The organism is Rhizobium sp. KNZ2-6A (genome assembly GCF_056755475.1).
In genome coordinates, this window is the sequence record NZ_JBNDIC010000037.1 from 32,049 (window position 1) to 56,960 (window position 24,912).

At 60.0% G+C, this 24,912-nt stretch carries 28 protein-coding genes; 13 read left to right on the top strand and 15 right to left on the bottom strand.

Annotated elements, in window-relative coordinates:
* The first annotated feature begins 7 nt into the window (after positions 1-7).
* From nthA to ACPYOP_RS22930, 3 genes are read left to right on the top strand one after another with little or no spacing between them, the layout of a single operon-like run.
* A complete protein-coding gene (nthA, locus tag ACPYOP_RS22920) occupies positions 8-643 on the top strand; it encodes a nitrile hydratase subunit alpha (protein WP_481412577.1) in 636 nt (211 codons plus the stop codon).
* Complete coding sequence (nthB, locus tag ACPYOP_RS22925) at positions 640-1,299, top strand: nitrile hydratase subunit beta (protein ID WP_481412578.1); 660 nt, start codon at positions 640-642, stop codon at positions 1,297-1,299. Before nthA ends, nthB begins: the two co-directional genes overlap by 4 nt.
* Positions 1,286-1,657: a nitrile hydratase accessory protein gene (locus tag ACPYOP_RS22930; protein WP_481412579.1), complete on the top strand. Its 372-nt coding sequence runs from the start codon at positions 1,286-1,288 to the stop codon at positions 1,655-1,657. The genes nthB and ACPYOP_RS22930 overlap by 14 nt, the downstream gene beginning before the upstream one ends.
* 230 nt (positions 1,658-1,887) lie before the next feature.
* Here ACPYOP_RS22930 and ACPYOP_RS22935 read toward each other — a convergent pair whose 3' ends face one another.
* The 3 genes from ACPYOP_RS22935 to ACPYOP_RS22945 are packed head-to-tail and all read right to left on the bottom strand — an operon-like array spanning position 1,888 to position 3,606.
* On the bottom strand, positions 1,888-2,691 hold the full coding sequence (locus ACPYOP_RS22935; protein WP_481412580.1) for an anti-sigma factor family protein: 804 nt from the start codon (positions 2,689-2,691) through the stop codon (positions 1,888-1,890).
* Complete coding sequence (locus tag ACPYOP_RS22940) at positions 2,688-3,242, bottom strand: RNA polymerase sigma factor (RefSeq protein WP_481412581.1); 555 nt, start codon at positions 3,240-3,242, stop codon at positions 2,688-2,690. The genes ACPYOP_RS22935 and ACPYOP_RS22940 overlap by 4 nt, the downstream gene beginning before the upstream one ends.
* Positions 3,226-3,606 (bottom strand): COG4315 family predicted lipoprotein, encoded by a 381-nt coding sequence (locus tag ACPYOP_RS22945; protein WP_481412582.1) that lies wholly within the window; start codon positions 3,604-3,606, stop codon positions 3,226-3,228. Before ACPYOP_RS22945 ends, ACPYOP_RS22940 begins: the two co-directional genes overlap by 17 nt.
* A 153-nt stretch (positions 3,607-3,759) precedes the next feature.
* Here ACPYOP_RS22945 and ACPYOP_RS22950 point away from each other — a divergent pair, with 153 nt between their 5' ends.
* Complete coding sequence (locus tag ACPYOP_RS22950) at positions 3,760-4,887, top strand: ATP-dependent DNA helicase (protein ID WP_481412583.1); 1,128 nt, start codon at positions 3,760-3,762, stop codon at positions 4,885-4,887.
* A gap of 166 nt (positions 4,888-5,053) precedes the next feature.
* A complete protein-coding gene (locus ACPYOP_RS22955; RefSeq protein WP_481412584.1) occupies positions 5,054-5,806 on the top strand; it encodes a pyridoxine 5'-phosphate synthase in 753 nt (250 codons plus the stop codon).
* Between the two features lie 153 nt (positions 5,807-5,959).
* Here the strand turns inward: ACPYOP_RS22955 and ACPYOP_RS22960 are convergent, their stop codons facing one another.
* The gene (locus tag ACPYOP_RS22960; RefSeq protein WP_481412585.1) at positions 5,960-6,385 is read right to left on the bottom strand and encodes a putative quinol monooxygenase; all 426 of its coding nucleotides are present in this window, start codon (positions 6,383-6,385) and stop codon (positions 5,960-5,962) included.
* Between the two features lie 217 nt (positions 6,386-6,602).
* On the bottom strand, positions 6,603-7,352 hold the full coding sequence (locus ACPYOP_RS22965; RefSeq protein ID WP_481412586.1) for a VOC family protein: 750 nt from the start codon (positions 7,350-7,352) through the stop codon (positions 6,603-6,605).
* Positions 7,353-7,588: 236 nt separating this feature from the next.
* On the opposite strand from ACPYOP_RS22965, the gene ACPYOP_RS22970 reads away from it, so the two are divergent.
* Positions 7,589-8,563, top strand: a complete 975-nt coding sequence (locus tag ACPYOP_RS22970) for a helix-turn-helix domain-containing protein (RefSeq protein ID WP_481412587.1) — start codon at positions 7,589-7,591, stop codon at positions 8,561-8,563.
* A gap of 192 nt (positions 8,564-8,755) precedes the next feature.
* On the opposite strand, the gene ACPYOP_RS22975 is transcribed toward ACPYOP_RS22970, so the two are convergent.
* The gene (locus ACPYOP_RS22975) at positions 8,756-9,643 is read right to left on the bottom strand and encodes an SDR family oxidoreductase (protein WP_481412588.1); all 888 of its coding nucleotides are present in this window, start codon (positions 9,641-9,643) and stop codon (positions 8,756-8,758) included.
* Between the two features lie 138 nt (positions 9,644-9,781).
* Here ACPYOP_RS22975 and ACPYOP_RS22980 point away from each other — a divergent pair, with 138 nt between their 5' ends.
* Entirely contained in the window at positions 9,782-10,198 is a 417-nt protein-coding gene (locus tag ACPYOP_RS22980; RefSeq protein WP_481412589.1) for a winged helix-turn-helix transcriptional regulator, read from the top strand.
* 9 nt (positions 10,199-10,207) lie between these two features.
* Positions 10,208-11,455 carry an FAD-dependent oxidoreductase gene (locus tag ACPYOP_RS22985; RefSeq protein WP_481412590.1) on the top strand — a complete coding sequence of 416 codons (1,248 nt, stop codon included), beginning with the start codon at positions 10,208-10,210 and terminating at the stop codon, positions 11,453-11,455.
* Here ACPYOP_RS22985 and ACPYOP_RS22990 read toward each other — a convergent pair whose 3' ends face one another.
* From ACPYOP_RS22990 to ACPYOP_RS23015, 6 genes are all read right to left on the bottom strand, one after another.
* The gene (locus ACPYOP_RS22990) at positions 11,456-12,670 is read right to left on the bottom strand and encodes an MFS transporter (RefSeq protein ID WP_481412591.1); all 1,215 of its coding nucleotides are present in this window, start codon (positions 12,668-12,670) and stop codon (positions 11,456-11,458) included. It lies immediately after the preceding gene.
* Between the two features lie 53 nt (positions 12,671-12,723).
* Positions 12,724-13,341, bottom strand: coding sequence for a TetR/AcrR family transcriptional regulator (locus ACPYOP_RS22995; RefSeq protein ID WP_481412592.1), 618 nt, complete (start codon positions 13,339-13,341; stop codon positions 12,724-12,726).
* Between the two features lie 397 nt (positions 13,342-13,738).
* Positions 13,739-14,578, bottom strand: a complete 840-nt coding sequence (locus ACPYOP_RS23000) for a DpnII family type II restriction endonuclease (RefSeq protein WP_481412593.1) — start codon at positions 14,576-14,578, stop codon at positions 13,739-13,741.
* Positions 14,578-15,780 carry a DNA adenine methylase gene (locus tag ACPYOP_RS23005; RefSeq protein ID WP_481412594.1) on the bottom strand — a complete coding sequence of 401 codons (1,203 nt, stop codon included), beginning with the start codon at positions 15,778-15,780 and terminating at the stop codon, positions 14,578-14,580. Before ACPYOP_RS23005 ends, ACPYOP_RS23000 begins: the two co-directional genes overlap by 1 nt.
* A 52-nt stretch (positions 15,781-15,832) precedes the next feature.
* A complete protein-coding gene (locus ACPYOP_RS23010) occupies positions 15,833-16,762 on the bottom strand; it encodes a bifunctional helix-turn-helix transcriptional regulator/GNAT family N-acetyltransferase (protein ID WP_481412595.1) in 930 nt (309 codons plus the stop codon).
* Between the two features lie 71 nt (positions 16,763-16,833).
* Positions 16,834-17,553 (bottom strand): aspartate/glutamate racemase family protein, encoded by a 720-nt coding sequence (locus ACPYOP_RS23015; RefSeq protein ID WP_481412596.1) that lies wholly within the window; start codon positions 17,551-17,553, stop codon positions 16,834-16,836.
* Between the two features lie 161 nt (positions 17,554-17,714).
* Between ACPYOP_RS23015 and ACPYOP_RS23020 the strand changes: the two genes are divergently transcribed.
* On the top strand, positions 17,715-18,179 hold the full coding sequence (locus ACPYOP_RS23020) for an Lrp/AsnC family transcriptional regulator (RefSeq protein WP_481412597.1): 465 nt from the start codon (positions 17,715-17,717) through the stop codon (positions 18,177-18,179).
* Positions 18,180-18,285: 106 nt separating this feature from the next.
* Complete coding sequence (locus ACPYOP_RS23025) at positions 18,286-19,548, top strand: NAD(P)/FAD-dependent oxidoreductase (protein ID WP_481412598.1); 1,263 nt, start codon at positions 18,286-18,288, stop codon at positions 19,546-19,548.
* Positions 19,549-19,587: 39 nt separating this feature from the next.
* On the opposite strand, the gene ACPYOP_RS23030 is transcribed toward ACPYOP_RS23025, so the two are convergent.
* Positions 19,588-20,631: an NAD(P)-dependent alcohol dehydrogenase gene (locus ACPYOP_RS23030; protein ID WP_481412599.1), complete on the bottom strand. Its 1,044-nt coding sequence runs from the start codon at positions 20,629-20,631 to the stop codon at positions 19,588-19,590.
* A 199-nt stretch (positions 20,632-20,830) separates the two neighbouring features.
* Between ACPYOP_RS23030 and ACPYOP_RS23035 the strand changes: the two genes are divergently transcribed.
* Positions 20,831-21,739 carry an AraC family transcriptional regulator gene (locus ACPYOP_RS23035; RefSeq protein ID WP_481412600.1) on the top strand — a complete coding sequence of 303 codons (909 nt, stop codon included), beginning with the start codon at positions 20,831-20,833 and terminating at the stop codon, positions 21,737-21,739.
* 26 nt (positions 21,740-21,765) lie between these two features.
* Here ACPYOP_RS23035 and ACPYOP_RS23040 read toward each other — a convergent pair whose 3' ends face one another.
* Positions 21,766-22,248 (bottom strand): hypothetical protein, encoded by a 483-nt coding sequence (locus ACPYOP_RS23040; protein WP_481412601.1) that lies wholly within the window; start codon positions 22,246-22,248, stop codon positions 21,766-21,768.
* Between the two features lie 194 nt (positions 22,249-22,442).
* Between ACPYOP_RS23040 and ACPYOP_RS23045 the strand changes: the two genes are divergently transcribed.
* Together ACPYOP_RS23045 and ilvC are read left to right on the top strand one after the other, a co-directional pair.
* Positions 22,443-23,096, top strand: a complete 654-nt coding sequence (locus ACPYOP_RS23045) for a TetR/AcrR family transcriptional regulator (RefSeq protein WP_481412602.1) — start codon at positions 22,443-22,445, stop codon at positions 23,094-23,096.
* 44 nt (positions 23,097-23,140) lie between these two features.
* A complete protein-coding gene (gene ilvC / locus ACPYOP_RS23050; RefSeq protein ID WP_481412603.1) occupies positions 23,141-24,160 on the top strand; it encodes a ketol-acid reductoisomerase in 1,020 nt (339 codons plus the stop codon).
* A gap of 83 nt (positions 24,161-24,243) precedes the next feature.
* Here the strand turns inward: ilvC and ACPYOP_RS23055 are convergent, their stop codons facing one another.
* Positions 24,244-24,852 (bottom strand): class I SAM-dependent DNA methyltransferase, encoded by a 609-nt coding sequence (locus ACPYOP_RS23055; protein WP_481412604.1) that lies wholly within the window; start codon positions 24,850-24,852, stop codon positions 24,244-24,246.
* Between the last annotated feature and the right edge of the window lie 60 nt (positions 24,853-24,912).

The window sequence follows — 24,912 nt, forward strand, 5'->3', positions numbered from 1 at the left end:
GACAGTCATGTCCCACGGACACTCGCATGATGACGGCGATCATCACCACGACAACCACTATTCGGACATGCAGGCGCGCGTGAAGGCGCTCGAAACGCTGCTGACGGAAAAGGGGCTGATCGATCCGGCGGCGATCGATCGCATCGTCGAGACCTATGAGACGAAGGTCGGGCCGCGCAATGGCGCGCAGGTGGTGGCGAAAGCCTGGAGCGATCCCGACTTTGCCGATTGGTTGCGGCGTGACGCGACGGCGGCGATCGCAAGCCTCGGCTTTACCGGCCGCCAGGGCGAGCATATGCGCGCGGTGTTCAATACGCCGGAAACGCATAACCTGATCGTCTGTACGCTGTGCTCCTGCTATCCTTGGGCCGTGCTCGGGCTGCCGCCGGTCTGGTACAAGGCGCCGGCCTATCGGTCGCGCGCGGTGATCGATCCGCGCGGCGTGCTTGCCGAATTCGGCCTGACGTTGCCGCAGGAGACGAAGATCCGTGTCTGGGATTCGACGGCGGAACTTCGTTATCTGGTGATCCCTGAGCGGCCCGCCGGTTCCGAGGGCATGGATGAGGCGGCGCTGGCTGGTCTCGTCAGTCGCGATGCCATGATCGGAACCGCGCTTGCCAAGATGCCGGAGGCCGCACCATGAACGGCCCGCACGATCTCGGCGGGCAAATGGGTTTTGGCCCTGTCGCGCCCGAACCGAACGAGCCTATTTTCCATGCCGAATGGGAAAAGCGCGCGCTCGGCATCACGCTCTCCTGCGGCGCCTTCGGTGCCTGGACCATCGATGAGAGCCGGCATGCGCGCGAAAATATTCCGCCGGCCAACTATCTCGGTGCTAGCTACTACGAGATCTGGACGCGCGCGGTCGAGACGCTGCTGGGACGGCATGGTTTCGCCACGGCGGAGGAGTTGCGCACCGGCCGTTCGCTCGAACAGGGTAGGGTGCCGAAACGGGTTCTGAAGGCTGAAATGGTCGATGGCGCGTTGGCGAAGGGCGGTCCATGCGACCGGCCGGTCGATTCAGCACCGCTTTTTGCCGTCGGCGATCATGTGCGGACCAAGAATTTTAATCCGACCGGCCACACCCGATTGCCGCGCTACGCTCGTGCCAAGACGGGTATCATCGAAGCGGTGCAGGGCTCCTTCGTCTTCCCCGATGACAATGCGCATGGCCGCGGCGAGAACCCGCAATGGGTCTATACCGTGGTCTTTGATGGCGCCGAAATCTGGGGCGAGGAGGCCGATCCCTCGCTGACGGTCTCGATCGATGCCTGGGAGAGCTATCTTGAGCGCATGTGAGGTCGCATCGCCTCTGGCGCAATCGCCCGGATTGCCGAAATCAGCCGATGGCGAGCCGGTCTTTCCGGAGCCCTGGGCGGCGGACGCCTTTGCGATGACGGTGCATCTGCACGAGAAAGGCCTGTTTGTCTGGAGCGAATGGGCGGAGCGGCTGTCGGCCGAACTGCACAAGCCCGGCCGCGCGGTTGATGGCAGCGATTACTTCGATTGCTGGGTGGCAGCGCTTTCGGGCCTGCTTGTCGCGAAGGGCATTGCCGATGCCGATGCGATCCTGGCTTTGCAGCAAAGCTGGCAACGTGCGGCGGAGGCCACGCCGCATGGTAAGCCGATCGCGCTGGAAAACGATCCGCAGCGTTAAAGGACAGGTTCCGCTTGGGTTGGGGCCATCCTCGTCCTTCGAGGCTCCGGCCTGGGTCCTCCGCGCCTCAGGATGAGGATGAAGCGAGTGCCGAATTCGATGAAGGCTCATTTGATCGGCACGGACAAAAGATTGGCCCTCTCGGTGAGGAGGCCCGAAGGGCCGTTTCGAACCACGAGGGCGGATGGTTCGGTTCCCTATCCTCATGCGGTATGCGAATATCCCGCAGGTTAGGATGAAAACTGTTTATAGCACTCGTCCGCTACCCGCCGCAGCATGTCGCGCGAGATCTCGCCGGTCACGGCATAGCCGAGATTGCCATCGATCCAGTAGAAGGTCTCGACGGCTTTGTCGCTGGCGAAGCGGAAGCTGGTCGTGGTGTTACCGCTATTGCGCCCCACCAGCACCGTCAGGCGCTGGCCGCTGGCATTTTCATACATGAACAGGGCTCCGGGCGTACCGTTGATCGGCAGAAGCCGGCCGCCGACAAGCTGGAATCCCAGCCTCTGCAGGCTCGGCACCTTGAGGCCGGCGACATTCATGCGCTTGCCGAGCCAGGTGGCGAGATGCGCCTCCTGATCCGCGCCGACTTCGACGGGATGGCGGACATCGCTGGCATAGACGACGAAAGCCGAATGCGCCTGCTGCGGCAATGCCTCGATTGAGGTCAGCTGCAATTCGGGCCGCGCGAAAAGATCAGGGCCGAAGTGGCCGGCCGCTGCGCCAGTGACAAATAGTGCCAGCGAGGCTGCGAGCATCATAAGCCGACGATTTCGTTGAGGTATAGTCGCCTGTGCAGACGATATGTTTCTGCTTTTCAAAAAGAGGTCCGCATCGCCGTCGTTCGAGATAGCATAGGGGGAGAACATGGCCCGGATTTCAGCGTTCTGGACCTGCCATACTGCAACGGCGGCGGCATCCTCAGGATTTTCGACTAGCCATGCCTGTAATTCCGCCTGTTTTTCCGCCGGCAGAAGGCCATCGGCAAAGGCGTGAAGGTCCGCTTCGGTCACCGTCGGTTTGCGTTCGTTCATCTTGGTCTCCGAAGCGTGACGACATTGTCTGCGTTCAACAGGCTGGTCATCTTCTGGCGGGCGCGCGACAGGCGCGACATCACGGTGCCGATCGGGATATCTAGCATGTCTGCGACGTCCCGATAGCTGTAACCCTCGACCACGACGAGCATCAGCACCGCGCGATAGTCTTCGCTAAGGCTGTTCAGCGCTATTTCCAGGCGCGATCGCTGCAGCGGGTCGTTGTCAGTCTCGGCTGCCGATAGGTGGCTATTGTCGTCGATATCGACGAAACTGCGGCCGCCCTGCTGGCGCAGTCCGTTGCGATAGAGATTGGTCATAATGGTGAGGACCCAGCCGCGCAGGTTCAGCCCGCGCCATTGGCCGCGGCGGGTCAAAACCTTCTCGACGCAATCCTGAAGCAGGTCCTCGCCATCGGCATCCGAGCGGGCGAGGCTGCGCGAATAGCGCCGCAACGAGGGGAGGAGCGCCAGCACCTCCGCCTCGAAGCCATCGGGCGCGGGGGAGGCTCCCGCCGCGCCCTTTTCGTTCCCATCAGGGCTTCGCGACATTCCAGACGCCTTTGAAACCGTCGCCGGCGACATCACCGGACTTTGCGTCCTTGACAAAGAAATAGAGCGGCATGCCGTCCTTTGCCCACTGTTTCTTTCCGTCCTTGCGGGTAATGATCGAATATGCACCCTCCGCCTTGGCTTTGCCATCGGCCATGAGCGGCGGCCAAGCTTTCGCACAATCGCCGTTGCAGTTGGATTCGCCTGATTTGTCGTTCTTGAACGTATAAAGCGTCATGCCATTTTCGCCGGCGAGCACCTTGCCCTTGGCGCTTTCGACCGTCTTGACGGGGGCGGCGGCGAATGCGGCGGTGGCAAAGGCAGATGCCGCAGCGAGCGCGGTCAGGAATCTCACGGTCTTCATGATGGTTCTCCTTGGATGGGTGGACGATAGTCGTCCAGGCTTTGCTTTTTTGCGTTGCCGGACATGAGACACGGGCGCTCTTGATTTTATTCCCAACTCGCCGGGTATTTTTTACTGCTTGCTTCCATCGGCCGAATCCTGCCAATTCGGCCGATGCAATTCGCGCCGCAACAAGATGAAGCGCTCAAGGCCGTCGCCAAATGGTTGAAGGAGGGGCGTACACCTCTGTTTCGCCTTTTCGGCTATGCCGGCACGGGCAAGACGACGCTTGCGCGGCATTTTGCCGAGCATGTGGATGGAGAGGTGCTGTTTGCGGCCTTTACCGGCAAGGCGGCGCAGGTGCTGCGCTCGCGCGGTGCCTCGAATGCCAAGACCATCCATTCGCTGATCTACCGGCCGCGCGGCGAGGAAGCCGTCGAGGACGAGGAGACGGGCAAGACATCGATCGCACCGATGTTCACTATCAACCGTCAGAGCCCGGTCGCCAAGGCGGCGCTGATCATCGTCGACGAATGCTCGATGGTGGACGAGGCGCTGGGCAAGGATCTGATGAGCTTTGGAACGCCCATCCTGGTGCTCGGCGATCCCGGCCAGCTGCCGCCGGTTTCCGGCGGCGGTTTCTTCACGAATGAAGAGCCGGATTACCTGCTGACGGATATTCATCGTCAGGCCCGTGACAACCCAATCATCCAGCTCGCCATGCAGGTGCGTGAGGGCAAGGAGATCATGCATGGCGATTACGGCACCGCGCAGGTGATCTCGAAGAACGAGGTCACACAGCCGCTGGTGCTGGAAGCCGATCAGGTGCTGGTCGGCACAAACAGGACGCGGCGGCGCTACAATCAGCGTCTTCGTGAACTCAAGGGTTTTTCCGCCGACTATCCGCAATCCGGCGACAAGCTGGTCTGCCTGCGCAACGATCCCGCCAAGGGTCTGCTCAACGGCTCGCTCTGGCAGGTCATGACCTCATCCAGGGAAACGACGAAGCCGGGCATCAATCTTCTGGTGCGGCCGGAAGACGATGACATGGATCGAGGGGCGGCCAAAATCAAGCTCCTGAAGCAGGCCTTCGAGGATGTCGAGGGCGAGATCCCCTGGTCGACCCGCAAGCGCTATGACGAATTCGATTACGGCTACGCGTTGACTGTCCATAAGGCACAGGGTTCGCAGTGGAACAATGTCGTGCTGTTCGATGAGAGCTGGGCGTTTCGCGATACGCGCGAGCGCTGGCTCTATACGGCCATTACCCGCGCCGCCGAGACACTGACCATCGTTCGCTAATACGACATCTCGATCCTTGCTTAAGGGATGTCGCGCAGCGGTGACTTGGTTCAATCCTCTCCATCAAAGTTTTGCATGGGTTGATGTCGGAATCTCGTTGGTTTTGCTGCGCATAATGGCATAAAACCGGTGATATTATCCGCTTTGAAAATCAGGGATTTCAATCATGCCCGCCAAGCTTTCCGTGAACCTCAACGCTATCGCGATGCTGCGCAACCGGCGTGATCTTCCCTGGCCGAGCGTCACGGACTTGGGCCGTATCGCGCTGGCGGCCGGTGCGAGCGGATTGACGGTTCATCCGCGTCCCGATCAGCGGCATGTCCGCTTTTCCGATCTGCCCGACATCCGTGCGCTGATCGATGACGAGTTTCCGGAGGCGGAGTTCAACATCGAGGGCTATCCGAGCGACGAATTCTTCGATCTCTGTGCTTCGGCAGAGCCCGAGCAGGTGACGCTCGTGCCCGACGATCCCGCTCAGGCGACCTCGGATCACGGTTGGGATTTTCGCAAGCATCGCGATCTGCTGGTCGATGTCGTTGCCAAGTACAAGACCATCGGCTGCCGCGTGTCGCTCTTTGCCGATGGCGACGGCGATGCCGACGCGGTGAAGATCGCGAGGGACGTCGGTGCCGACCGCATCGAGCTTTACACCGGCCCCTATGGCGGCTGCTACGACGATCCGCAGAAGGCTGCCGTCATTCTCGAGGCGCTCGGCAAGACTGCTGATGCAGCCTTCGCCAACGGCCTTGACGTCAATGCCGGTCACGACCTGACGGTCGCCAATCTACCGGCGCTGCTGAAGCGTATTCCGAAGCTCGCTGAGACCTCGATCGGCCATGGGCTCACCGCCGATGCGCTGGAATATGGCATGGCCGAAACGGTACGCCGCTTCCGTCGGGCTTGTGGTCAGGTGGTTTGAGAAGAAGGTAGGCCGGTCAGGCGAGGCTGTCGTCGACGGAGATCAGGCCCAGCCCGTCGCCCGTCTTTCTCCATGCTCCTGAGGGAAGCGCGAGACTGCGACGAAGATATCGGCCTCATATAACCGATATCATCAGCCGCGGCTCCGGCTGACTTAGCGGTCGCTCGCAACGTTGTTGAGGATGCCCATACGGATCACGGTGACCCCACCATCGGCAAGCTCCGGTACACGTGCGAACCAAGACTGCACATGCGGTGTTTGGTTATGAGCTTCGAAATCGGCCTGACTGGCGAATATCTCATAGAAGATGAAATGTCCGGGCGCCTCGCGGCTCTCTTGAAGGAAGTAGATCAAGTTGTTCGGTTCGGCGCGGACCTGCGGCACGAGCGATAGCGTGATGGCGCGCAGCGCATCCTCCTTACCGGGCTTGGCGCGAACCTGCGCGACGACGGCGTAAGCATCGGCGGGAATATCGGCGTAGCGCAAGCCGCCAGCGTCGTGGGCGATCGCCGAGGGTGCTGTAGAAGCGGCCGCGGTCGGATCCGCCGGCGTGATGTCGGATAAGAATCTCCGTGGCATTGCTTATCTCCTTCCTTGGCTTGCTCGCTGTCGCGCTTAAGTCTCACGCTGGAGCCGTGTCGTGGGGTTCGAACCGAGGCGCAAAACGGCCTCTGGTGTGCCGGAGGTATCCCGCCGCTTGCGCCATTTCCTCGATCGTGAGTTCATCCTTTATCGGCATCTGCACGCCGGTGAGGTGGAGATTGGCGACATCGCGGTGGCGACCCGTGTCCTCCGCTCAGCGCGACGCGGCCACCATTTCACGCCGCGCTTCGAGTGCATCGTCGAACGTTCGCTTGACCGGGCCTAGCGCCTGCACGAACTCGAGCTGCTCGCCTTCCGAGCCGGTGCAGTAGATCAGCCGCCAGCCATCTGACTTGCCCTCCGTGATCGGGTTGGAATTGGCGTCGAGCGGGGCTGCGCTGCGTTCCGCTTCGCTCGTCACGGTCACGACGCGGTTCGCGCGGACATGCGTCATACCGCGCCGCGCCGCTTCCGCTTCGAGGTCGGCGATGAACTGGTTGAAATCGACATCATCGCGGATGTGGAAGCAGATGTGCATCATGCGCGGAAAGGCCGGGCTCATATGATCGAGGGGCTGGGCGAACGCTCTCGGCCCACCCATCGGCTGATCGGCGTCGCGATACTGTAAAAGCTCGATCACGACATTGTCGAACTGGATGAAGCGCACATCGAGCCGCTGTGCGCCGCTGCGAAGGTCGGGAATTCCCATCGTGCGCGGATTGACACCGCGTGCGCGCGCATCGATTTCTGGACCGGTCAGCAGTGTATTGTGAATACGCTCGCCCTGGAAATCGCCGTCGCGCATCACCTCGGTACCGCCGAGAACCTTTGTATAGAAGGTAAAGGCACGCTCCATGTTCTGGACCGTCAGGCCGAAATGTTGGACGCCTTGCAATCGAAGACCGATCGGCAGCCCGTCTCGGCGATTGAGGCTGCCTGAAATCTGCTTATGATCTTCTGCCATCTTCTGTCTCCTTGAACTTACGCGAGCATTCGGCGGCCTGACTTGGTGCTTCGTGGCGCGGCATGGCATTGCATCTCGCCTGGAAAAATGCCGAGCATTCCGACGATTTCGTCGTCCCCTTGCCACATGAAGCGAATGCGGATGTCCGACGTCAGATAATGGGCTGCGGCTGGCGCGTATTTCGAAATCTTGCTATTTTGCCGCGCTAGACGTTTCGATGGTTCGCATACATTTGCGTGACCGAAAGCGTCGGCGCGGCCGGGGGCGGGCGGATGAAGTTCGAAGAGGCCTGGAAGGGGATCGGCCACAGCGAGGCGTGGGATGGCGAGCGTGCTGGCCTTGCTTCCTGCAGGGCAGTTTACACTTCGGGCGTGCCGCGATTCTGGAGAGATCATCGGATCGCACCGGTACGAACGATCGGCGCCGAAACGGCGGCGTCGCTCAAGTTGAGCTATTGGTTTTCGACCGTCGAGGATTCCCCGCAAGAGGGTGAACCGAACTTCGTCAGTGCCTCACTCCGAACGAGCAAAGCCACGGCCTGGCGCGATGCGTCGTCATCCGGCCTGGTGTCCATGTTGCCGTTCGAGGGTGCCCAATGGCGCTTCGAGCAGCCGGTGAGCTTCATGCAATTCCACATTCCATTCGACGTGATGGGCATGGTTTGTGCTTCACTGTTCGGAAAAGAGCTCACCCACGATCATATCCGGATGCCTGCCGACGTGCGGGACGCCCAGTTGCACCGTAGCCTAGAACGTATTCGGCATATCGCCTCCTCGATCGAGCCTACCAATCTCCTTCTCGACAGTTGGGCATTGATCCTGGCCGAAACATTCCTCCTGCGGTTATCGAGTCACGGCGAGCGAAACCGGCATGGACCATTCGGCAAGCTTCCGGCCCGGGGTGTCGCCCGCGTCGTCGATTACATCGAAGATGGCATCGACCGTGACTTGCGGTTGTCATCGCTCGCCGCCGTCGCAGGAATGAGCACCTATCATTTTGCCCATCGCTTCCAAGAGACGGTTGGCATGTCGCCTCATTCTTATGTGCTGGTACGGCGGATAGAACGGGCGCGAGCGCTGTTGCGCCAGGGGGACGTGACGCTCGTCGATGTCGCGCTTGCTTGCGGCTTTTCCAACCAGTCCCATTTGACGACGGTGTTCCGCCGTTGTCTCGGTGTTACCCCGGGGGAATATCGCCGGCGCGCACAATGATTCTAAGTGGCTTGACGGTGCGAGAGGAACGGGCGGAAAGACGCCTGCACGCCAGAAGCGCGACAGGTATCCACTGCCATGTCCCCACCAGTTTGAGTTTATATATGGCGTAAAGGTTCCCTTTCCCGCCTGGCGGGGGAAAGGGCTATATTCGAAGGGCGGCAAAGCAAGCCTTGCCTGACCTCCTAAAACTCAGCCGGCCAATGCGGCCTTGTGTTCCTCGACGAAGCTGCGCAGCGTCTGCGGTTCCTTGCCGGTCAGCTTGTTGAAGTCGCTGGTGAGGATATCGAATTTGCCGGCGCGGATGTTGGCGTCGGCGGAGACGAGCATGTCGACCACGAAGGGTGGCAGGCCGGCGCCGGCGAGGCCAGCGGCGAACTGTTCGTCGTTGACCTGAACAACCTCAAGCGGACGGCCGGTGATCCTGCTGACGACGCTTGCGACGTCCTCGATGGTCAACGCGGTGGAACCGGTCAGCGTATAGGTGGCGCTTTCCGTTGCGTCGGAAGCCAGGGCGGCGGCGATGGCGAGCGCGCAGTCTTCGCGGCTGATGTTGCTGACGCGGCCGCCGCCGGTCGCGGTGTACCATTTGCCGACTTCGAGGCTGTGCGGAAGACCATGCAAGAAATTGTCGAAATACCAGGCGTCGCGCAGGATCGTATAGCCGACGCCGCTGGCCTTGATGGCATTTTCCGTGCCGAGATGATCGGGCGCGAAGCTGACGAGAGAGTCTTCTGGGGCCGGCATGGAGGTGTAGAGAATGTGCTTGACGCCAGCCTTCTTCGCGGCTTCGACGGCAGCAGTGTGCTGCTTCAGGCGCTGGCCGGGAACGGCGAGTGCGTCGGTGCTGATGACCAGCAGGCGATCGACGCCAGTGAAAGCGGAAAGCAGGGTGTCGGCATCATCGAAATCCACCTTGCGGGTGACGACGCCCTTGGCGGCGAGATCGGCAAGCTTTTCCGGGCTGCGCGTGGCGGCAATGATGCGGCCGGGAGCGACCTTGTATGTCTCCAGCAGGTGATGGATGACGCGCTGGCCTAGCTGACCGGCCGCACCGGTAACGAGAAGAGTGCTGCTCATATGGTTTTCCTTGTTTGACCGCCGCGGACTTGCAGAGATCTTGTCGCTCTCAAAAAGAGACTAGCACTAGAATAGGAATTGACTTCGCTGTGTAAAGGAGGCAGTTTTTCGGCTCCAAGTTACCAAAAGGGAACCGGCATGGGTGCCAGCACCGTCGTCAATCTGCGCAGCAAGGATCCGCCGCTGCGCGACTTCGATCTCAGCAATCTCGATTTCAGCAACTGTCCCGTGCGGGACCTGATCTCGCAGATCGGGGGGAAATGGTCGGTGCTGCTGCTGGAAACATTGGCTAAACGGCCGTATCGTTTCGGCGAGTTGCGCCGCCTAGTGCCCGATATCTCCCAACGGATGCTGACGCAAACGCTGCGCGACCTCCAGCGCGACGGCTATGTCGATCGCGAGGTCTTTCCCACCAAGCCGCCAAGCGTTGAATATCGCATGACGGATCTCGGCTATTCGCTTTACGAGCCGCTGGCGCAGCTTTTGAACTGGGCCGAGGCCAACCATGAGGCTGTCAAGGCTGCAAGAGCCCGTTTCGATCAATCGCCGGACTGAGCCTTTACAGTGAAGCCCTTGAAAATCGCCATCGTCGGCGCCGGGCCTGCCGGTCTTGCCGCCTCTCTCTTTCTCACCCGTGCCGGCCATACGGCCGATATCATCGAAAGGTTTGACAGCCCGGCTCCTGTCGGCTCGGCGTTGATGCTGCAGCCGACCGGATTGACCGTGCTGGAATCGCTCGGGCTTGGTCCCGCCATCCACGCCGCCGGCAACCGCATCGACCGACTGTTCGGCACGGAAACCACCCGGGGGCGCATCGTTCTCGATGTGCGCTACAATGCGTTGGCGGGCGGCCGATACGGGCTCGGCGTTCATCGTGCTGCGCTGTTCGATACTCTTTATGATGAAGTCTCCGCACGGCAACATCCGATCCATACCGGGCGGAGGATCATCGGTGTGACGGAGGAGGGCGGAAAAAGCTATCTCTCCGTCGAGGGCGGCGAGCGTCTCGGATCTTATGATCTCGTCATCGATGCCAGCGGCGCACGCTCGGAGCTGGTAGCGGCGTCACCCGTTGCGCCGCGTGTACGCAACCTCGTCTACGGCGCCTTCTGGGCGACGCTCGATTGTCCGGATGGGCTGGTGGATCAGGCGGCGCTGACGCAGCGCTATGACAAGGCGAGCGTGATGATCGGTGTCTTACCGATCGGCAGCAGAAGGCCGCATATGCCGAAACAGGCTGCCCTGTTCTGGAGCCTGAAGGTGGCGGATGCCGACGAGGTACGCAGGCGGGGGCTTGAGCGTTGGAAGCAGACGATCCGCGGCTACTGGCCGGAATGCGAACCCTTGCTGGAGCAGATTACCGATTGGGACCAGCTGACGCTGGCGCGTTACGCCCATCGCACCATGAAGATGCCCTATAGCGGGCGAACGGTTTTCGTCGGCGACGCGGCCCACTCCACCAGCCCGCAGCTCGGGCAGGGCGCCAACATGGCCCTGCTCGATGTAGCGGCGCTGGCGCATGCGCTTGCCGGATGTGAAACGATCGAGGCTGCTCTTGCTGCCTATGCCAAGGCACGGCGGATGCATGTGCGGTTGTTTCAGCTGCTCTCAGCGGCCTTTACGCCCTTCTATCAATCGGACTCGGCGGCGCTCGCCTGGATCCGGGACCGCCTGGTCGCGACCATTGCCAAGGTACCGCCGGCGCCGCAGATCCTGGCGGGTATCGTTTCCGGCACGCTGGTCGATCCGTTCAACGGCGCCGGCCTGCGGGAATGCGACTGGCTGCGGCAGGCGGTGCCGCAGCCATCGTAATTATTTTTCCCGCTCGGTCAGATAGGCAAGCAGCGCAATGACCGGGAAGGCGACGCCGATCCAGGAGGCCATGTTCCAGCCGCCGGTCGCATAGGCCCAGCCGCCGAGCGCCGAGCCAAGGGCGCCGCCGGCGAAGAAGGTCGCCATATAGAGGCCGTTGAGGCGGCTGCGGTGTTCGGCGCTGAGCGCGAAGATGGCGCGTTGGCCGAGCACGAGGTTCGTCTGGACGCCAAAGTCGAGCATGATCCCTGACAGCGTCAGGGTGATCAGCGCCAGCAACGAGCCACTGCCTGAAAAATGGCCGACCAGGAAGGCGATAATGGCGAGCACCAGGGCGAAGGCTGTCGCAAGCTTCGTCCAGCCACGGTCGGCAACGCGTCCGGCGATCGGCGAAGCGACGGCACCGGCGGCGCCAGCGAGCGCGAAAAGGGCGATACCGTTCTGTGTTAGACCGAAGGCCGGGCTTGCCAGCAAGAGAGGTGTCGTCGTCCAGAAGAGGCTGAAGGCGCCGAACATGCAGGCCTGGTACAGCGCACGACGCTGCAGGACCGGTGTGCGAAGCGCGAGGTGGCCCATGGAGGACAGCAGCTGCCCATAATGCAGCTTCGTATGGGGCACGCGGGTCGGCAGGACGACGCGCAGGATGACCATCAGCCCGATCATGATGCCGGCCGAGATGATGTAGACCGCGTGCCAGGAGAGAAGCTCGGACAGGAAGCTTGCGGCCGGGCGGGCCAGCATGATGCCGACAAGCAAGCCGCTCATGACATTGCCGACGACGGCGCCGCGGCTGGCATCCGGCGCCATATGGGCGGCGAAGGGGACCAGAACCTGCACGGCGACGGATGTCAGGCCGATGCAGAGCGAGGCGAGCAGGAACAGCGACGGCGACCAGGCGAAGGCCGCGCCGACAAGCGCGACGGCGGCCAGCGCCACTAGAGTCAGCACCAACCTTCGGTTCTCGAGAAGATCACCCAGCGGCACGATCAGCAAGAGGCCGAGGCCGTAGCCGATCTGTGTCAGCGTGACGATGAGGCCGGTGGCGGCGGGGGTGAAGCCGAGCGACTGGCTGATGGGGCCGGCGAGCGGCTGGCCGTAATAAAGATTGGCAGCCACCAGCCCGCAGGCGGCGGCGAACATGAATGTCAGCAGCGGTGAAAGGGTCTTTTCCGGGAGCGGCGTGCTCTCCCGTCTGGCGGCGGCAGTTGCGGGCATATATTGTCCTCGATGCGGGCAGGGGAATGTGCTCCCCGAAATTTCAATAAAAATCAGTCCAGTAGTTTCATGGCTGTCTTGGCGACGGCGAGCATCTGTTCGGTGGTGCGGCCGGTCTTGCCGATCACACGCATGCCCTTCGTCAGGGCAAGCAGGGCGCAGGCGGTGCTTTCGGGGTCGACATGCTTCGCCACGGAACTATCCGAGTGACCAAGGCGAATGAGATCCAGGATGCGCCGTTCGTCGAAATCGAAGGCCACGCTGACGCGGCCGGCGACCTCCTCGTCAAAAAGCGCAAGCTCCGTTGCGCTGCCAACCACGAGGCAGCCCCGGCGGCCGATCTCGCCGCACGATGCCTCGGCGAAGAATGTCACCAAGACCCGCAGCTTTTCATAGGCATTCGGGGCCTTGGCAAGGGCATCGTCGATCAGTTGCTGCCGTACCTGGCGATAACGACCGAAAGCGGCGAGGAACACGCCGCGCTTGTCGCCGAAAGCCTTGTAGACACTGCCGGCGGTGAGGCTCATGGCCTCGGTCAATTCGCTGATCGAGGCGGCATAATAGCCGCGCTCGGAAAACACGCGCAGCGCTTCGTCGAGCGCGGAATCCATGTCGAATTCCCGTGGGCGTCCCCGGAGCTTCGGTGCGATGTCGAGACTGTCCGTCGTCATGTCACCCTTTTAGGAAATGATCGTTTCCAAATCAAGCGAATTTTTGCGATGCAGCAGAAGGGTTGGCTGGAATGGCTGACATTGGTCCCGCTGTTCGCGAAGCAGTGCATGTGGATCCCGTCTTTGTAGCGTCCATCTATGCGAACGGATTCGCGGGCCAATCCCTCGCGCTCAAGGCCTGTATTTCGAACGGCTTGCAAGGGCGTTGCGATCAGTCGACGCTCCAGTCCCTGGTTTCGATCGATTGAGATGCTTTGCCGAGCTTGCCTGCGTGGGCGTGAGGCGCAAATGTATGGCAGCTGATGTCGCAGCAGAATGCAGTTAAGCTAAATGAATGTTTTAAAAAGGAATTTAAACTTCTTACTCGCGACATGTGTCGGGTATCGGGTGAGGCAAACTAAATGTGCAGTTCTTGCTTGAGGATCTTCAGATCTTCCAGAAGTTGTTCGCCCATTTCAACGGTGTAGATTTTCGTGATTTTTCCTTGGTTCTGCCGGTGCACAATCTTCTTGAGGTCGGAGAGTCGTGCCTTCCAGGTCAGCCCGTCAGTGATGAAAAGAAAAGGGCAGTCATGGCGTTTTGCATCGATAATTGCATCGAGATCGCCGATAATGTCGCTCATTTTTGAGCCGGTTGCGCCGTAACCTTTTGATTCAATGACAATGCGGGGCCGCTGTTTATCTGGAATAGCGATATCGCACTTCGCGGTTTTCCCGTCAGCGCCCGTGAACGTGCAGCGGATCTCATAAGAACCTTCACCAAACACCTGCTCGACGATTTTTTCAGCAAAGTCTTCCAGACCGCGACCGCGCTTTTGCCCCTGTATTGCCGAGCCGCGACCGGAGCGAAGACGCTCGGACAGGATATCGCTCCAGACGGGTTGGTAGTTGATCGTGGCGTCCATCGCCTCCAGGAGCCCCATTTCTTCGAGGGCTTCAACAAACAAGTCCGGTTCTTTGGAATATCGTTTGGAGCCAATACCCTCAGCTCCGAGAGCTGATCTAAGGCGCTCAGTCATGCTGTCCTTGGATAAGGCCAAAAACAACCTCGCGCATAAGATACCCTCCTCGAAATTATTATCCAACAATTCCTTGATATCCCCCGCGCCGTAGGCACTCTTAGCAGGAATGGTTTTCAGCCTAGCGATCGCAGACGCCGCTACATCATCCATCCAATCGACATCAAGCGGGCTCAGTGTCGCCACAAGCGCATCTAGATCTTGCTGAACTGTCTGCATTACTGGCCCACGATCAGATATTCGGTAACCGAGGATCGCTCGACTTTGCTGTGAGTGCCAAAATGATAGCGATGGGGCTTCTCGAATACCCTGACATTGGTCTTGTACTTCCGCATCAGCCGTTCAAGCTCGCCCAAATCCGGATAGCCGTTGGAACTATAGGAAAGGGCCACAATGCTTTTTTGGAACTTGGCGAACATCCTGTCAAAAGCATCGATGGCGCTCTTTCGATAACTAAAGGGAGTGTATTTCTTTGCAATCTTTTTGACCTTCGTCGACTGATCGACTGGCATGCCTTCCCAATATGCCGAGAGACCCTCGAGGAAATGGTATCGCTTGACGTAACAATTGTCATCGGAGCGGGGGACATAGGGAGGGTCAAGGTAAACCAGGTCGACATTAGGCGCGGCTATCTCAAACACGTCGCCTTGAAGCGCTGTGTTACGCCGTCCGTTATCGAACACCGCATTGCTGTAGACCTCTATCTGCTCCAAAAAGTGCTCTTCAAGAGATAGGCGAAGATCACGGCGGCCATCATCATAATGGTCTAAGTTGCCCGAAATAGTGAACACTCCCCGGGGCTGTCGCTTCAGACAGGACCGGAATAAAGCTGCATAGGCGAGCGCCTTCTCGTGTCTACCTTCCAGTCGCCGAATATTCCCGGAGACCCGATCAAGAAACTGAAGATCCTCGCGGGTGTAAAATACATTGGTAAATGTGTTTTCAATGAAATTCGCATCTGGTGGGGCTGGGTCAATGAGTTGTTTGATTGACTTACCATCCAGGTGGAGATTGTTGTTTTCGATAGTCGCTGTCGCTACGAGGCTCGAAAAGTTTAAGAAGTCTGACGCGATGACCTGGCGGCCCATCGATTTGAGAAGATATCCAACGCTGCCGGTACCCGAGAACGGGTCCATAGCACTTTCAAAATCCAAGGAATTGAGAACTTCGAATATCCAAGGCAGTAGCCGCTTTTTTGATCCCATATATCGTAGTTCCGGGTACAAGGTTGCTTGTTGCGGAAAACCCGAAAGGGCCGCCGTAGCGATCGGAACAACGTTGTCGAATTCGACTGGCTTGATGGCGGCAGATTCTCTCATATGGCTATGGTAACGATCGCCCTTGGGAAGTGTAAAGGTACGATCGCGAATTTGAAATGACTTAACGCGATCAAGACCACTATGCGCGCCTATGACGGTCAAGGGAAATGCCGATGAAGTTGATGAGGCTATGCGCCCATCGCGCCCGCCGAGCTCAGAGATCGAGCACCCACGTCTGGCCGTTCAGTTCAGGGCCGAACATGCGATGCCTCTCCTCTGCTACAAGCTTGAAGCCGGCCGTGATGTAGATGGCCCGTGCCGCGTCGAGGATATCGTTGGTCCACAGAGAAAGCTTGCTGTATCCCGCATCGCGTGAGAAGCGGATGCATTCGTCGACCAGCAGCTTGCCGAGGCCGAGGCCGCGAGCGGCCTTGTCGACATAGAGCAGCCTGAGCTTCGCGACGCCGTCACCGCCATCGGCGATCATGGCGGAGCCGACATTCATGCCGCCTCGCTCGGCAATCCAGCAGCGATCCCTTTGCGGATTGAAATTGGAGAGGAATTTTCCGGCGACTTCCGCCACCAACCCTTCGAAGCGGTCGTCCCAGCCGAACTCTCCCGTATAGAAACGCGCCTGGCTTTGCACGATCCAGCCGATGTCTCCAGGCCGGTGGTTGCGGATGATCGCGGGGGATGCCGTGGTTCGGTCCGTGCCGAGCGTGTCCCGTATCGTCTGCATTGCCGCAACGACGCGTTCGGGTTCGCCGATCGTGAGCTTTTCGAAATAGCCGGCGATCTGGGCACGTGCGCGGCGGACGAATTCCTCGAATTGCGCCTGTCCCTTTTCGGTGACTTTTATGACCTGGCTGCGGGCGTCGGTCGGATCCGGCGTCGTTTCGATCAGCCCATCTTCGCGGAAGCGCTTGACGATGCGGCTGAGATAGGCGGGATCGAGATGAAGCTCGCGTGTCAACGCCGAAGCGGCGACGCCGCCGCGGGAGCCGACCTCGAACAGAACGCGCAGATCCGTGAGGGTATAGGGACTGTCGAGATAGGCCTTGTTCAGGACGCCGAGAAAATTCGTGTAGAAGCGGTTGAAGTCGCGGACGGCATCGATGGTCGCGAATTCGGTGGCAGGACTCATGGCATCGTCTCCTCGGATATAGGAGACGATGTCGGTTATTTATTGGACTCAGTCAAGTAAATTGATTGGGGTCAGGCAGCGCAGCTCTTGCTGTTCTTTTCATTTGCAAGCGCGAAGTCGACGGCGGCTTCGGCATGGATCGTCGTCGTGTCGAAGCCGGGCAGGATCAGCGCCTTCGGATCGAGGATGAGGCAGATCTCGGTGCAGCCGAGAATGACGCTGTCGGCGCCTTCAGCCTTGGCGCGTTCGATGATGCCGTTCAGTTTCCGGCGCGACTCGTCCTTGATGACGCCGGCGCAGAGTTCGCTGAAGATGATGTCATGCGTCACGGTGCGATCTTCTGGGCCGGGAACCATGATGGAGACGCCATTTTCAGCCATGCGTTCGGCATAGAAACCATGTTCCATCGTGTAGCGGGTGGCGAGCAACAAAGGCTTGATCCGGCCCGCGGCCTTCAAAGCTGCGGCGGTTTCATCGATGATGTGGATTAGCGGCGCGGAAACGCGCTCGGCAACCTGGGGAGCAATCAGGTGCATGGTATTGGTGCAGATGAGCACGCATTCGGCGCCGGCGGCCTGCAGGCCCTGTGCCGCGTCGGCGAGCCGGTCGGCTGCATCGTTCCAACGTCCCGCCTTCTGCAACGCGACGATTTCTTCGAAATTGACCGAGTACATCACCAGTTCGGCGGAGGAGAGGCCGCCCAGCCGCTCGCGGACCATTTCATTGATCAGACGATAATAGACCGCCGAACTCTCGAAACTCATGCCGCCGATCAGGCCTATGGTGCGCATAATGCTGTTCTCCGCTCCTAGATTGTGAATGGAGGAATATTGCTGCGATTCAGCCGCCGCGTGTTTGCATTTTTCGAAGCCTATCAAAATTTCCCCGCAATAGTTTGCGCATTTTTCGGCTTTTGTGCAAAATGAAGGCGCACAGATGAGGATTGCCGCACATGTTGGACGAACGAGACCGAAAGATTCTCGAATTTTTGCAGGCGGATGCCGGCATTTCGGTAACGGAGCTCGCCGATCGCGTCGCGCTTTCGGTCTCGGCCTGCTCGCGCCGCATCCAGAGGCTTGAGGATAGCGGGCACATTGCCCGGCGCATTGTCGTACTCGACCGCGAGAAGATGGGCGTACCGACCACGGTCTATGCTCTGATCAAGACGGCGCATCACGCCGACGAGTGGATCGAATCCTTCCGCAAGGTCATCGGCGACATCCCGGAGATCGTCGAAGCGCATCGGCTTACCGGGAACTACGACTATATACTGAAGATCGTCCTGCCCCGCGTCGAACACTATGACGTCATCTACAAGATGCTCGTGCGCAAGGTCGAATTGTTCGACGTTTCCGCGTCGATCTCGATGGAGGAGCTCAAAAGCGGGGCATCGGTTCCGGTTGGATACGCGCAGTAGGCATAATGGCGCGTGACGGCCGCAGAGGTGCCATGCATAAAAGATGGTTGCTGCTTACCCTTCTCAACCCTACGTTTTTGGCGAAACGTAGCCATGGGGTGTTGTCATGCATGATCATCACGTTGTCGTTGTCGGGGGCGGTTTCGGTGGGGTGCAGTGCGTCAACGATCTGAAAGGCGCTCCCGTCCGCGTCACCATGATCGACCGGCGCAATCACCATCTGTTCCAGCCGCTTCTTTATCAGGTCGCGACCACCTTGCTCGCGACCTCCGAGATTGCCTGGCCGATCCGCAATTTCTTCAGGGACCGGCCCGAGGTGACGACGCTGCTGGCCGAGGTCGTCGGCGTCGACAGCGAAGCGCGTCAGGTCTTTTTGAAGAATGGCCAGAAGATTGGTTATGATACGCTGGTGCTGGCGACCGGCGCCACCCATGCCTATTTCGGCCATGACGAGTGGGAGCCGGTGGCGCCGGGATTGAAGACGCTGGAGGATGCAACGACCATCCGCCGCCGCGTGCTACTGGCCTTCGAACAGGCGGAACTGGAAACAGACCCCGCCGTCCGCGAATCGCTCCTGACTTTCGTCATTGTCGGCGCGGGACCGACTGGCGTCGAGCTTGCCGGCATCATCTCGGAACTGGCAAGGACGACCTTGCCGAGGGAATTCCGCAATATCGATACCCGAAAGGCGAAGATCATTCTCGTGGAGGCCGGGCCGCGCGTGCTCCCGGCTTTCGCCGAGGACCTGTCCGATTATGCGCGCAGGGAGCTGGAAGAATTGGGCGTCGAAATCCGTTTCGGCAAGCCGGTCACCTTCTGCTCTGCCGAAGGGGTTACGATCGGAGATGCCTTCGTGCCATGCCGTACCATCGTCTGGGCTGCGGGCGTCGAGGCATCGCCGGCGGCGAAATGGCTGGATATCCCCGCGGATCGCGCTGGCCGGGCCATCGTCGACAAGGAGCTGCGGGCGCCGGGCAAGCAAGATATCTTCGTCATCGGCGATACGGCATCCGTCCTGCGCGACAACGGCAGCCCGGTGCCGGGGATCGCTCCGGCTGCAAAGCAGCAGGGTGCTTACGTTGCCAAGGTGATCAAGGCGAAGCTGGCCGGCAGACCGGCGCCGGGGCCGTTCCACTATCGCCACCAAGGCAGCCTGGCGACGATCGGCAAAAGTGCGGCGATCATCGATTTCGGCTGGATCAAGCTCAGGGGATGGCTTGCCTGGTGGGTCTGGGGCCTCGCCCACATCTATTTCCTGATCGGCGTGCGCTGGCGCATCGCGGTCGCCTGGAGCTGGCTTTGGATCTATATCAGCCGGCAGCACAGCGCCCGGCTGATCACGCAGAAGGAAACCATGCGCGAGGAATGAAGAAAGGCGGCGCCCATATCGGACGCCCCCCTTTTTGACTTACGCCAGCGAAGCGATGTCGATGACGAAGCGGTAGCGCACGTCGCTCTTCAGCACGCGCTCATAGGCTTCGTTGATGTCCTGAATGCTGATCTTCTCGATCTCGGAGACGATGTTGTGCTCGCCGCAGAAATCGAGCATTTCCTGGGTTTCCTTGATAGAGCCGATCATGGAGCCGGAGAGGCTGCGACGGCCCGGGATCAGCGAGAAGGCATGGACCGGAACGGCATGTTCGGGAACGCCGACCAGCACCATGCTGCCGTCATATTTCAGAAGATTCAGGTAGGCATTCCAGTCGATCGCGGTGCCGACCGTGTTGATGATCAGATCGAAGGTGCCGGCGAGCTTGGTGAAGGTTTCGGCATCGCTGGTGGCGTAGTAATCATTGGCGCCGAGCTTGAAGCCGTCTTCCTTCTTCGACAGCGTCTGGCTCAGAACCGTCACATCGGCACCCATGGCGTGGGCAAGCTTGACGCCCATATGGCCGAGGCCGCCCATGCCGACGATCGCGACCTTCTTGCCGGGGCCGGCCTTCCAATGGCGCAGCGGCGAGTAGAGCGTGATGCCGGCACAAAGCAGCGGCGCGCCTGCGTCGAGCGGGATATTATCCGGAAAGGAAAGAACATAGCCTTCCTTGACGACGATCGAGTCGGAATAACCGCCATAAGTTGGCGTCTCGCCATCGGCTTCGACGTCATTGTAGGTCTGGACGAGGCCCGGCATGTAATGCTCGTAATCCAGGTCGCGTGTAGCGCAGGTCGTGCAGGAATTGACGAAGCAGCCGACGCCGACGCGGTCGCCGAGCTTGAACTTCGTCACCTTCGAACCGACGGCGGTGACCAGGCCTGCAACTTCATGGCCAGGCACCATCGGATATTTCGAGCCGCCCCATTCGTTGCGGGCTTGGTGGATGTCGGAATGGCAGACGCCACAATATTGAACAGCAATGACGACATCGTCGTCATTCGGTTCGCGGCGCTCGAAGGTGAAGGGAACGAGCGGTTTGGACGCGTCGGTTGCTGCATAACCCTTTGCGATAGGCATGGGAGGTTCCTTGATATTGGGACGGGTTGGGAGTGGAATTGATAGGCTGGACTATGCATCGGTATCGGACCGCAGCGTTAGAGCGATCCTGCAAGCTTTATGTACGATCCTGCGAATCTAAATTTGCGGCGGGTCTTTCGCGATCGAACGGTGTTACCTAGATAGACATCGATATCTGCTCGAAAACAGTTGGTTGCGCATGACACTGCCTTTCAATCCCAATCAGGAACTCGCGTCGATCGTTGCACGTTTCGCCGCCGAAGACGGCGAACACCGCACGCCGATAGACAATCTTAATCTCTATCGGCAGTCGGCCGCGACCGTGTGGCAGCATGGGGCTTATCGGCCCTGTTTTGCAATCGTGGTTCAGGGGCGCAAGAACCTGACAATCGGTACCGAGACCTACAATTACGGTGTCGGCGAGTATATTTTGACCGCGCTCGACCTTCCGGTATCGACGCAGGTCACCAATGTCGGCAGCGATACGCCTTATCTTTGTTTTGGTATGGCGCTCGACAGCGAACGCTTGAAGGAGCTCCTGTCGCGCGTCAGCATTCCGCGTCAGGCGTTGACCGAGCCTGTGCGCGGAATTGCGGTCAATGCCGCCTCGCCGGAACTACTCGATGCCTCGCTGCGCCTGCTCCGATTGCTTGATCGGCCCGAAGATATTCCGGCCATGGCGCCTTTGATCGAGCAGGAAATCCTCTATCGCCTGCTGACCGGCCCGAACGGACCTCGTTTGCTGCAGATCGCGATGGCGGAGAGCCAGAGCAACAGGGTGGCGCGTGCCGTCGCCTGGCTCCGCGGTAACTACACGCAGCCACTGCGCATCGAAGAGCTGGCCGAGCGCGTCGGCATGAGCGTGTCCTCGCTGCACCACCATTTCAAGACTGTTACGGCCCTGTCGCCCATGCAGTATCAGAAGCAGCTTCGGCTCCATGAGGCACGGCGGCTGCTGATCGTCGAACAGCTTGACGTCGGCTCGGCCGGCCACCGCGTCGGCTATCAGAGCCCTTCGCAGTTCAGCCGCGAATATAGTCGTCTCTATGGTCTGCCGCCGCTGAAGGATGTCGAGGCCATGCGCACCAATGCGGTGGCTGCGGAATAAGCGCTGTCCTTGGTCCTGACTTTCGATCAACTGATGGGAGCGTTGCAGTCGCCGCCGTTCCAGGTGTAGCTGGGAAGGGAGCCATGCGGCCCCCACAGGCCCTCGAAGCGCGTGTAGTTGGGATCGAACCGGATCGACAGCGCTCCGGTTCCATATTTGTCGAACCATAGCAGTACCCGCTTCGTACCGGGGGCTGCTCCGATTTCCGACACGGTGCCGATCGTCTTCGTTCCATCGTCGTCGAAACGGTACGTTCCCGAGATGTGCCCTTCCATGTCGACCTGCAGCGACGTCTCGACGTCCACCAATGATCCGCTTGAAAGAAGTTTGCCGCAATAGTGTCCGGCCGGTCCGGGGACTGGCTTTGCTTCCGAGAGACTTGATGTCGACACGGGAAGCAGGCCGATTGTTAGACAGACCCCAATGGTGCCGGCAAGCGCCCGCCGCCTGCCTTTGACGGAGCGAGGCTTCATCGCGTTCGAGGAGAGCAACGTTTCGGAAAGAGACATGGATGCGGTTCTCATTGGGGCGATGCTGATCAAGAGGCAGGTCGGCCGGTAAGATCTATCTATCGCGAGCCCGCCCTGACAAGCACTCTCTTTTTGGCGCGGTGCAGCAACGAATTCCGCTTGACGGCTGTTTTATCCTCCTGCATAAAGCGCCACGAACCGTACCGTACGGTACGCATTTGGGAGTGGCCATCGTGCTGAGCGAAGCAGGACAGTCGAGGAGCGAATTTTCGCCGCGCCAGAACGCCGTTCTGGAACAGGCGCTGCGTCTGCTCGTCGACGGCGGCGAGAAGGCGCTGACGACCTCGGGCGTCGCGCGCGCTGCCAATTGCTCCAAGGAAAGTCTTTATAAGTGGTTCGGCGACCGCGACGGTCTGCTCTCGGCGATGATCACCTATCAGGCGAGCAAGGTGCGCACGTTCGAGCGTAACGGCGAGCGGCTGAATGCAGCGAGCCTGCACGACCATCTCGTTATTTTCGCGCGCGATCTGCTGGAAGTTCTGGCCGGCGACGTTTCCCTCGCTTTGAACCGCCTGGCGGTCGGCCAGTCGAACCGCGACGGCTCCAAGCTCGGCAAGCTGCTGCTGGAGCGCGGACGCCGTCAGATCGACCGCCGCGCCATCGGTCTCATCGAGGCCGGCAAGCGCGTGGGGTTGCTGCGCTTTGTCGATGCCGACGAGGCATATCACACGCTTTACGGGCTCATCGTCTCCGATCTGCATGTGCGCATGCTGCTTGGCGAGCCCGGTTTGAAGGATACGAGCCGTCAGGCGGAGAAGGCGGTCACCGCTTTCCTCAGGCTCTACGGCACGGAGAAGGTATTGGCGGAAGCAGCAGCGACCGTCTGACAACTTAAAATCTGCACCCAGACAAGCAAAGGGAAGGACAAACAATGCGCGTCTATTACGATCGTGATGCCGATCTCAACCTCATCAAGTCGAAGAAGGTCGCCGTCATCGGCTATGGTTCCCAGGGCCGCGCTCACGCGCTGAACCTGAAGGACAGCGGCGCACAGAACCTTGCGATCGCGCTCAAGGCCGGCTCGCCGACCGTCAAGAAGGCTGAGGCCGATGGCTTCAAGGTCATGACCGTTGCCGAAGCTGCCGGCTGGGCCGACCTGATGATGATGGCGACCCCGGACGAACTGCAGGCCGACATCTACAAGGCCGACATCGCTCCGAACATCCGTGACGGCGCTGCGATCGCTTTCGCACACGGCCTTAACGTTCACTTCGGCCTCATCGAGCCGAAGGCTTCGGTTGACGTCGTCATGATCGCGCCGAAGGGCCCTGGACACACGGTTCGCGGCGAATACCAGAAGGGCGGCGGCGTTCCCTGCCTCGTTGCCGTTCATCAGAACGCTTCCGGCAACGCCCTTGAACTCGCTCTCTCCTACGCCTGCGGCGTCGGCGGCGGCCGTTCCGGTATCATCGAAACCAATTTCCGTGAAGAGTGCGAAACCGACCTCTTCGGCGAACAGGTCGTTCTCTGCGGCGGTCTCGTCGAGCTCATCCGCGCCGGCTTCGAAACGCTGGTCGAAGCTGGCTACGCGCCGGAAATGGCCTATTTCGAGTGCCTGCACGAAGTGAAGCTGATCGTCGACCTGATCTATGAAGGCGGCATCGCCAACATGAACTACTCGATCTCGAACACGGCCGAGTGGGGCGAATACGTCACCGGTCCGCGCATCATCACCGAAGAGACCAAGGCTGAGATGAAGCGCGTCCTCAAGGACATCCAGACCGGCAAGTTCACCTCCGAGTGGATGCAGGAATACCGTTCGGGTGCTGCCCGCTTCAAGGGTATCCGCCGCAACAACGACAGCCACCAGATCGAAGAAGTCGGCGCCAAGCTGCGCGGCATGATGCCCTGGATCGGCAAGAACAAGCTGGTCGACAAGTCGGTCAACTAAACGTCTTCGGGTCTACACTGCAATGAAAAGGGCCGGGGAGGGAGACTTCCCCGGCCCTGAACGTTTCAGGACGTGTTTACGGCTTATGGGGCCGATCGGATGCCTTTCCTGGCTCTCATCCGCAGCCATCGCGTCGGTTTGCCGTCGTAGCCGCCGCCATCGGTTTCGTTGAGCGAAATCTCCTTCCAGCCGGTCGAGATGAGAAGATCGTCAAGCCAGCCGGCCGAGATGTAGTTGTAATATCGGCCGAAGCTGTCGTACCCCTCGGCTTCCCCGACTTTGAAACTGGCGTGAAATAGGCCGTCGTCCTTCAGGGCCTTGTGGATGCGGTTGAAAATCCCTGGAAGATCCGGTCGCCGCACATGCAGCAAGGATGCTTCGGCCCAAATGCCGTCATAGAGCTGGTCGTCCTCCAATTCTTCGAACCTGCGAACGATCACCGGCTTACCGATCAACTTTTCGGCTTGCTTGGCCATTTCCGGCGAACCATCCGTGGGCGTGACGTTGAAGCCCTGCGAGATCATGTAGGCTGCGTCCTGACCGCCGCCACAGCCCAGTTCAAGAATCGATGCGCCAGCGGGGAGGGTATTCAGGAAGGCATCGAGCCGACGCTGCGGCAGGCTGCGATCACGCACAGCATAGACGGCCGCGCTGTGATCGTAGAAGAAGGACGTGGGCTCGTCTTTTGTCATACGTGTTCCAATTCGATCATCAACGCAAGTATTGGATCGGGATCGCTGTCTTGCAAGTTC

Excerpts from the sequence above, each read along its gene's own strand:
- nthA (WP_481412577.1), top strand. The coding sequence starts at position 8 with ATGTCCCACGGACACTCGCATGATGACGGCGATCATCACCACGACAAC.
- nthB (WP_481412578.1), top strand. The coding sequence starts at position 640 with ATGAACGGCCCGCACGATCTCGGCGGGCAAATGGGTTTTGGCCCTGTC.
- ACPYOP_RS22935 (WP_481412580.1), bottom strand. The coding sequence starts at position 2,691 with ATGAACGAACGCAAACCGACGGTGACCGAAGCGGACCTTCACGCCTTT.
- ACPYOP_RS22940 (WP_481412581.1), bottom strand. The coding sequence starts at position 3,242 with ATGTCGCGAAGCCCTGATGGGAACGAAAAGGGCGCGGCGGGAGCCTCC.
- ACPYOP_RS22945 (WP_481412582.1), bottom strand. The coding sequence starts at position 3,606 with ATGAAGACCGTGAGATTCCTGACCGCGCTCGCTGCGGCATCTGCCTTT.
- ACPYOP_RS22950 (WP_481412583.1), top strand. The coding sequence starts at position 3,760 with ATGCAATTCGCGCCGCAACAAGATGAAGCGCTCAAGGCCGTCGCCAAA.
- ACPYOP_RS22955 (WP_481412584.1), top strand. The coding sequence starts at position 5,054 with ATGCCCGCCAAGCTTTCCGTGAACCTCAACGCTATCGCGATGCTGCGC.
- ACPYOP_RS22960 (WP_481412585.1), bottom strand. The coding sequence starts at position 6,385 with ATGCCACGGAGATTCTTATCCGACATCACGCCGGCGGATCCGACCGCG.
- ACPYOP_RS22965 (WP_481412586.1), bottom strand. The coding sequence starts at position 7,352 with ATGGCAGAAGATCATAAGCAGATTTCAGGCAGCCTCAATCGCCGAGAC.
- ACPYOP_RS22975 (WP_481412588.1), bottom strand. The coding sequence starts at position 9,643 with ATGAGCAGCACTCTTCTCGTTACCGGTGCGGCCGGTCAGCTAGGCCAG.
- ACPYOP_RS22980 (WP_481412589.1), top strand. The coding sequence starts at position 9,782 with ATGGGTGCCAGCACCGTCGTCAATCTGCGCAGCAAGGATCCGCCGCTG.
- ACPYOP_RS22990 (WP_481412591.1), bottom strand. The coding sequence starts at position 12,670 with ATGCCCGCAACTGCCGCCGCCAGACGGGAGAGCACGCCGCTCCCGGAA.
- ACPYOP_RS22995 (WP_481412592.1), bottom strand. The coding sequence starts at position 13,341 with ATGACGACGGACAGTCTCGACATCGCACCGAAGCTCCGGGGACGCCCA.
- ACPYOP_RS23000 (WP_481412593.1), bottom strand. The coding sequence starts at position 14,578 with ATGCAGACAGTTCAGCAAGATCTAGATGCGCTTGTGGCGACACTGAGC.
- ACPYOP_RS23010 (WP_481412595.1), bottom strand. The coding sequence starts at position 16,762 with ATGAGTCCTGCCACCGAATTCGCGACCATCGATGCCGTCCGCGACTTC.
- ACPYOP_RS23015 (WP_481412596.1), bottom strand. The coding sequence starts at position 17,553 with ATGCGCACCATAGGCCTGATCGGCGGCATGAGTTTCGAGAGTTCGGCG.
- ACPYOP_RS23020 (WP_481412597.1), top strand. The coding sequence starts at position 17,715 with ATGTTGGACGAACGAGACCGAAAGATTCTCGAATTTTTGCAGGCGGAT.
- ACPYOP_RS23025 (WP_481412598.1), top strand. The coding sequence starts at position 18,286 with ATGCATGATCATCACGTTGTCGTTGTCGGGGGCGGTTTCGGTGGGGTG.
- ACPYOP_RS23030 (WP_481412599.1), bottom strand. The coding sequence starts at position 20,631 with ATGCCTATCGCAAAGGGTTATGCAGCAACCGACGCGTCCAAACCGCTC.
- ACPYOP_RS23035 (WP_481412600.1), top strand. The coding sequence starts at position 20,831 with ATGACACTGCCTTTCAATCCCAATCAGGAACTCGCGTCGATCGTTGCA.
- ACPYOP_RS23040 (WP_481412601.1), bottom strand. The coding sequence starts at position 22,248 with ATGTCTCTTTCCGAAACGTTGCTCTCCTCGAACGCGATGAAGCCTCGC.
- ilvC (WP_481412603.1), top strand. The coding sequence starts at position 23,141 with ATGCGCGTCTATTACGATCGTGATGCCGATCTCAACCTCATCAAGTCG.
- ACPYOP_RS23055 (WP_481412604.1), bottom strand. The coding sequence starts at position 24,852 with ATGACAAAAGACGAGCCCACGTCCTTCTTCTACGATCACAGCGCGGCC.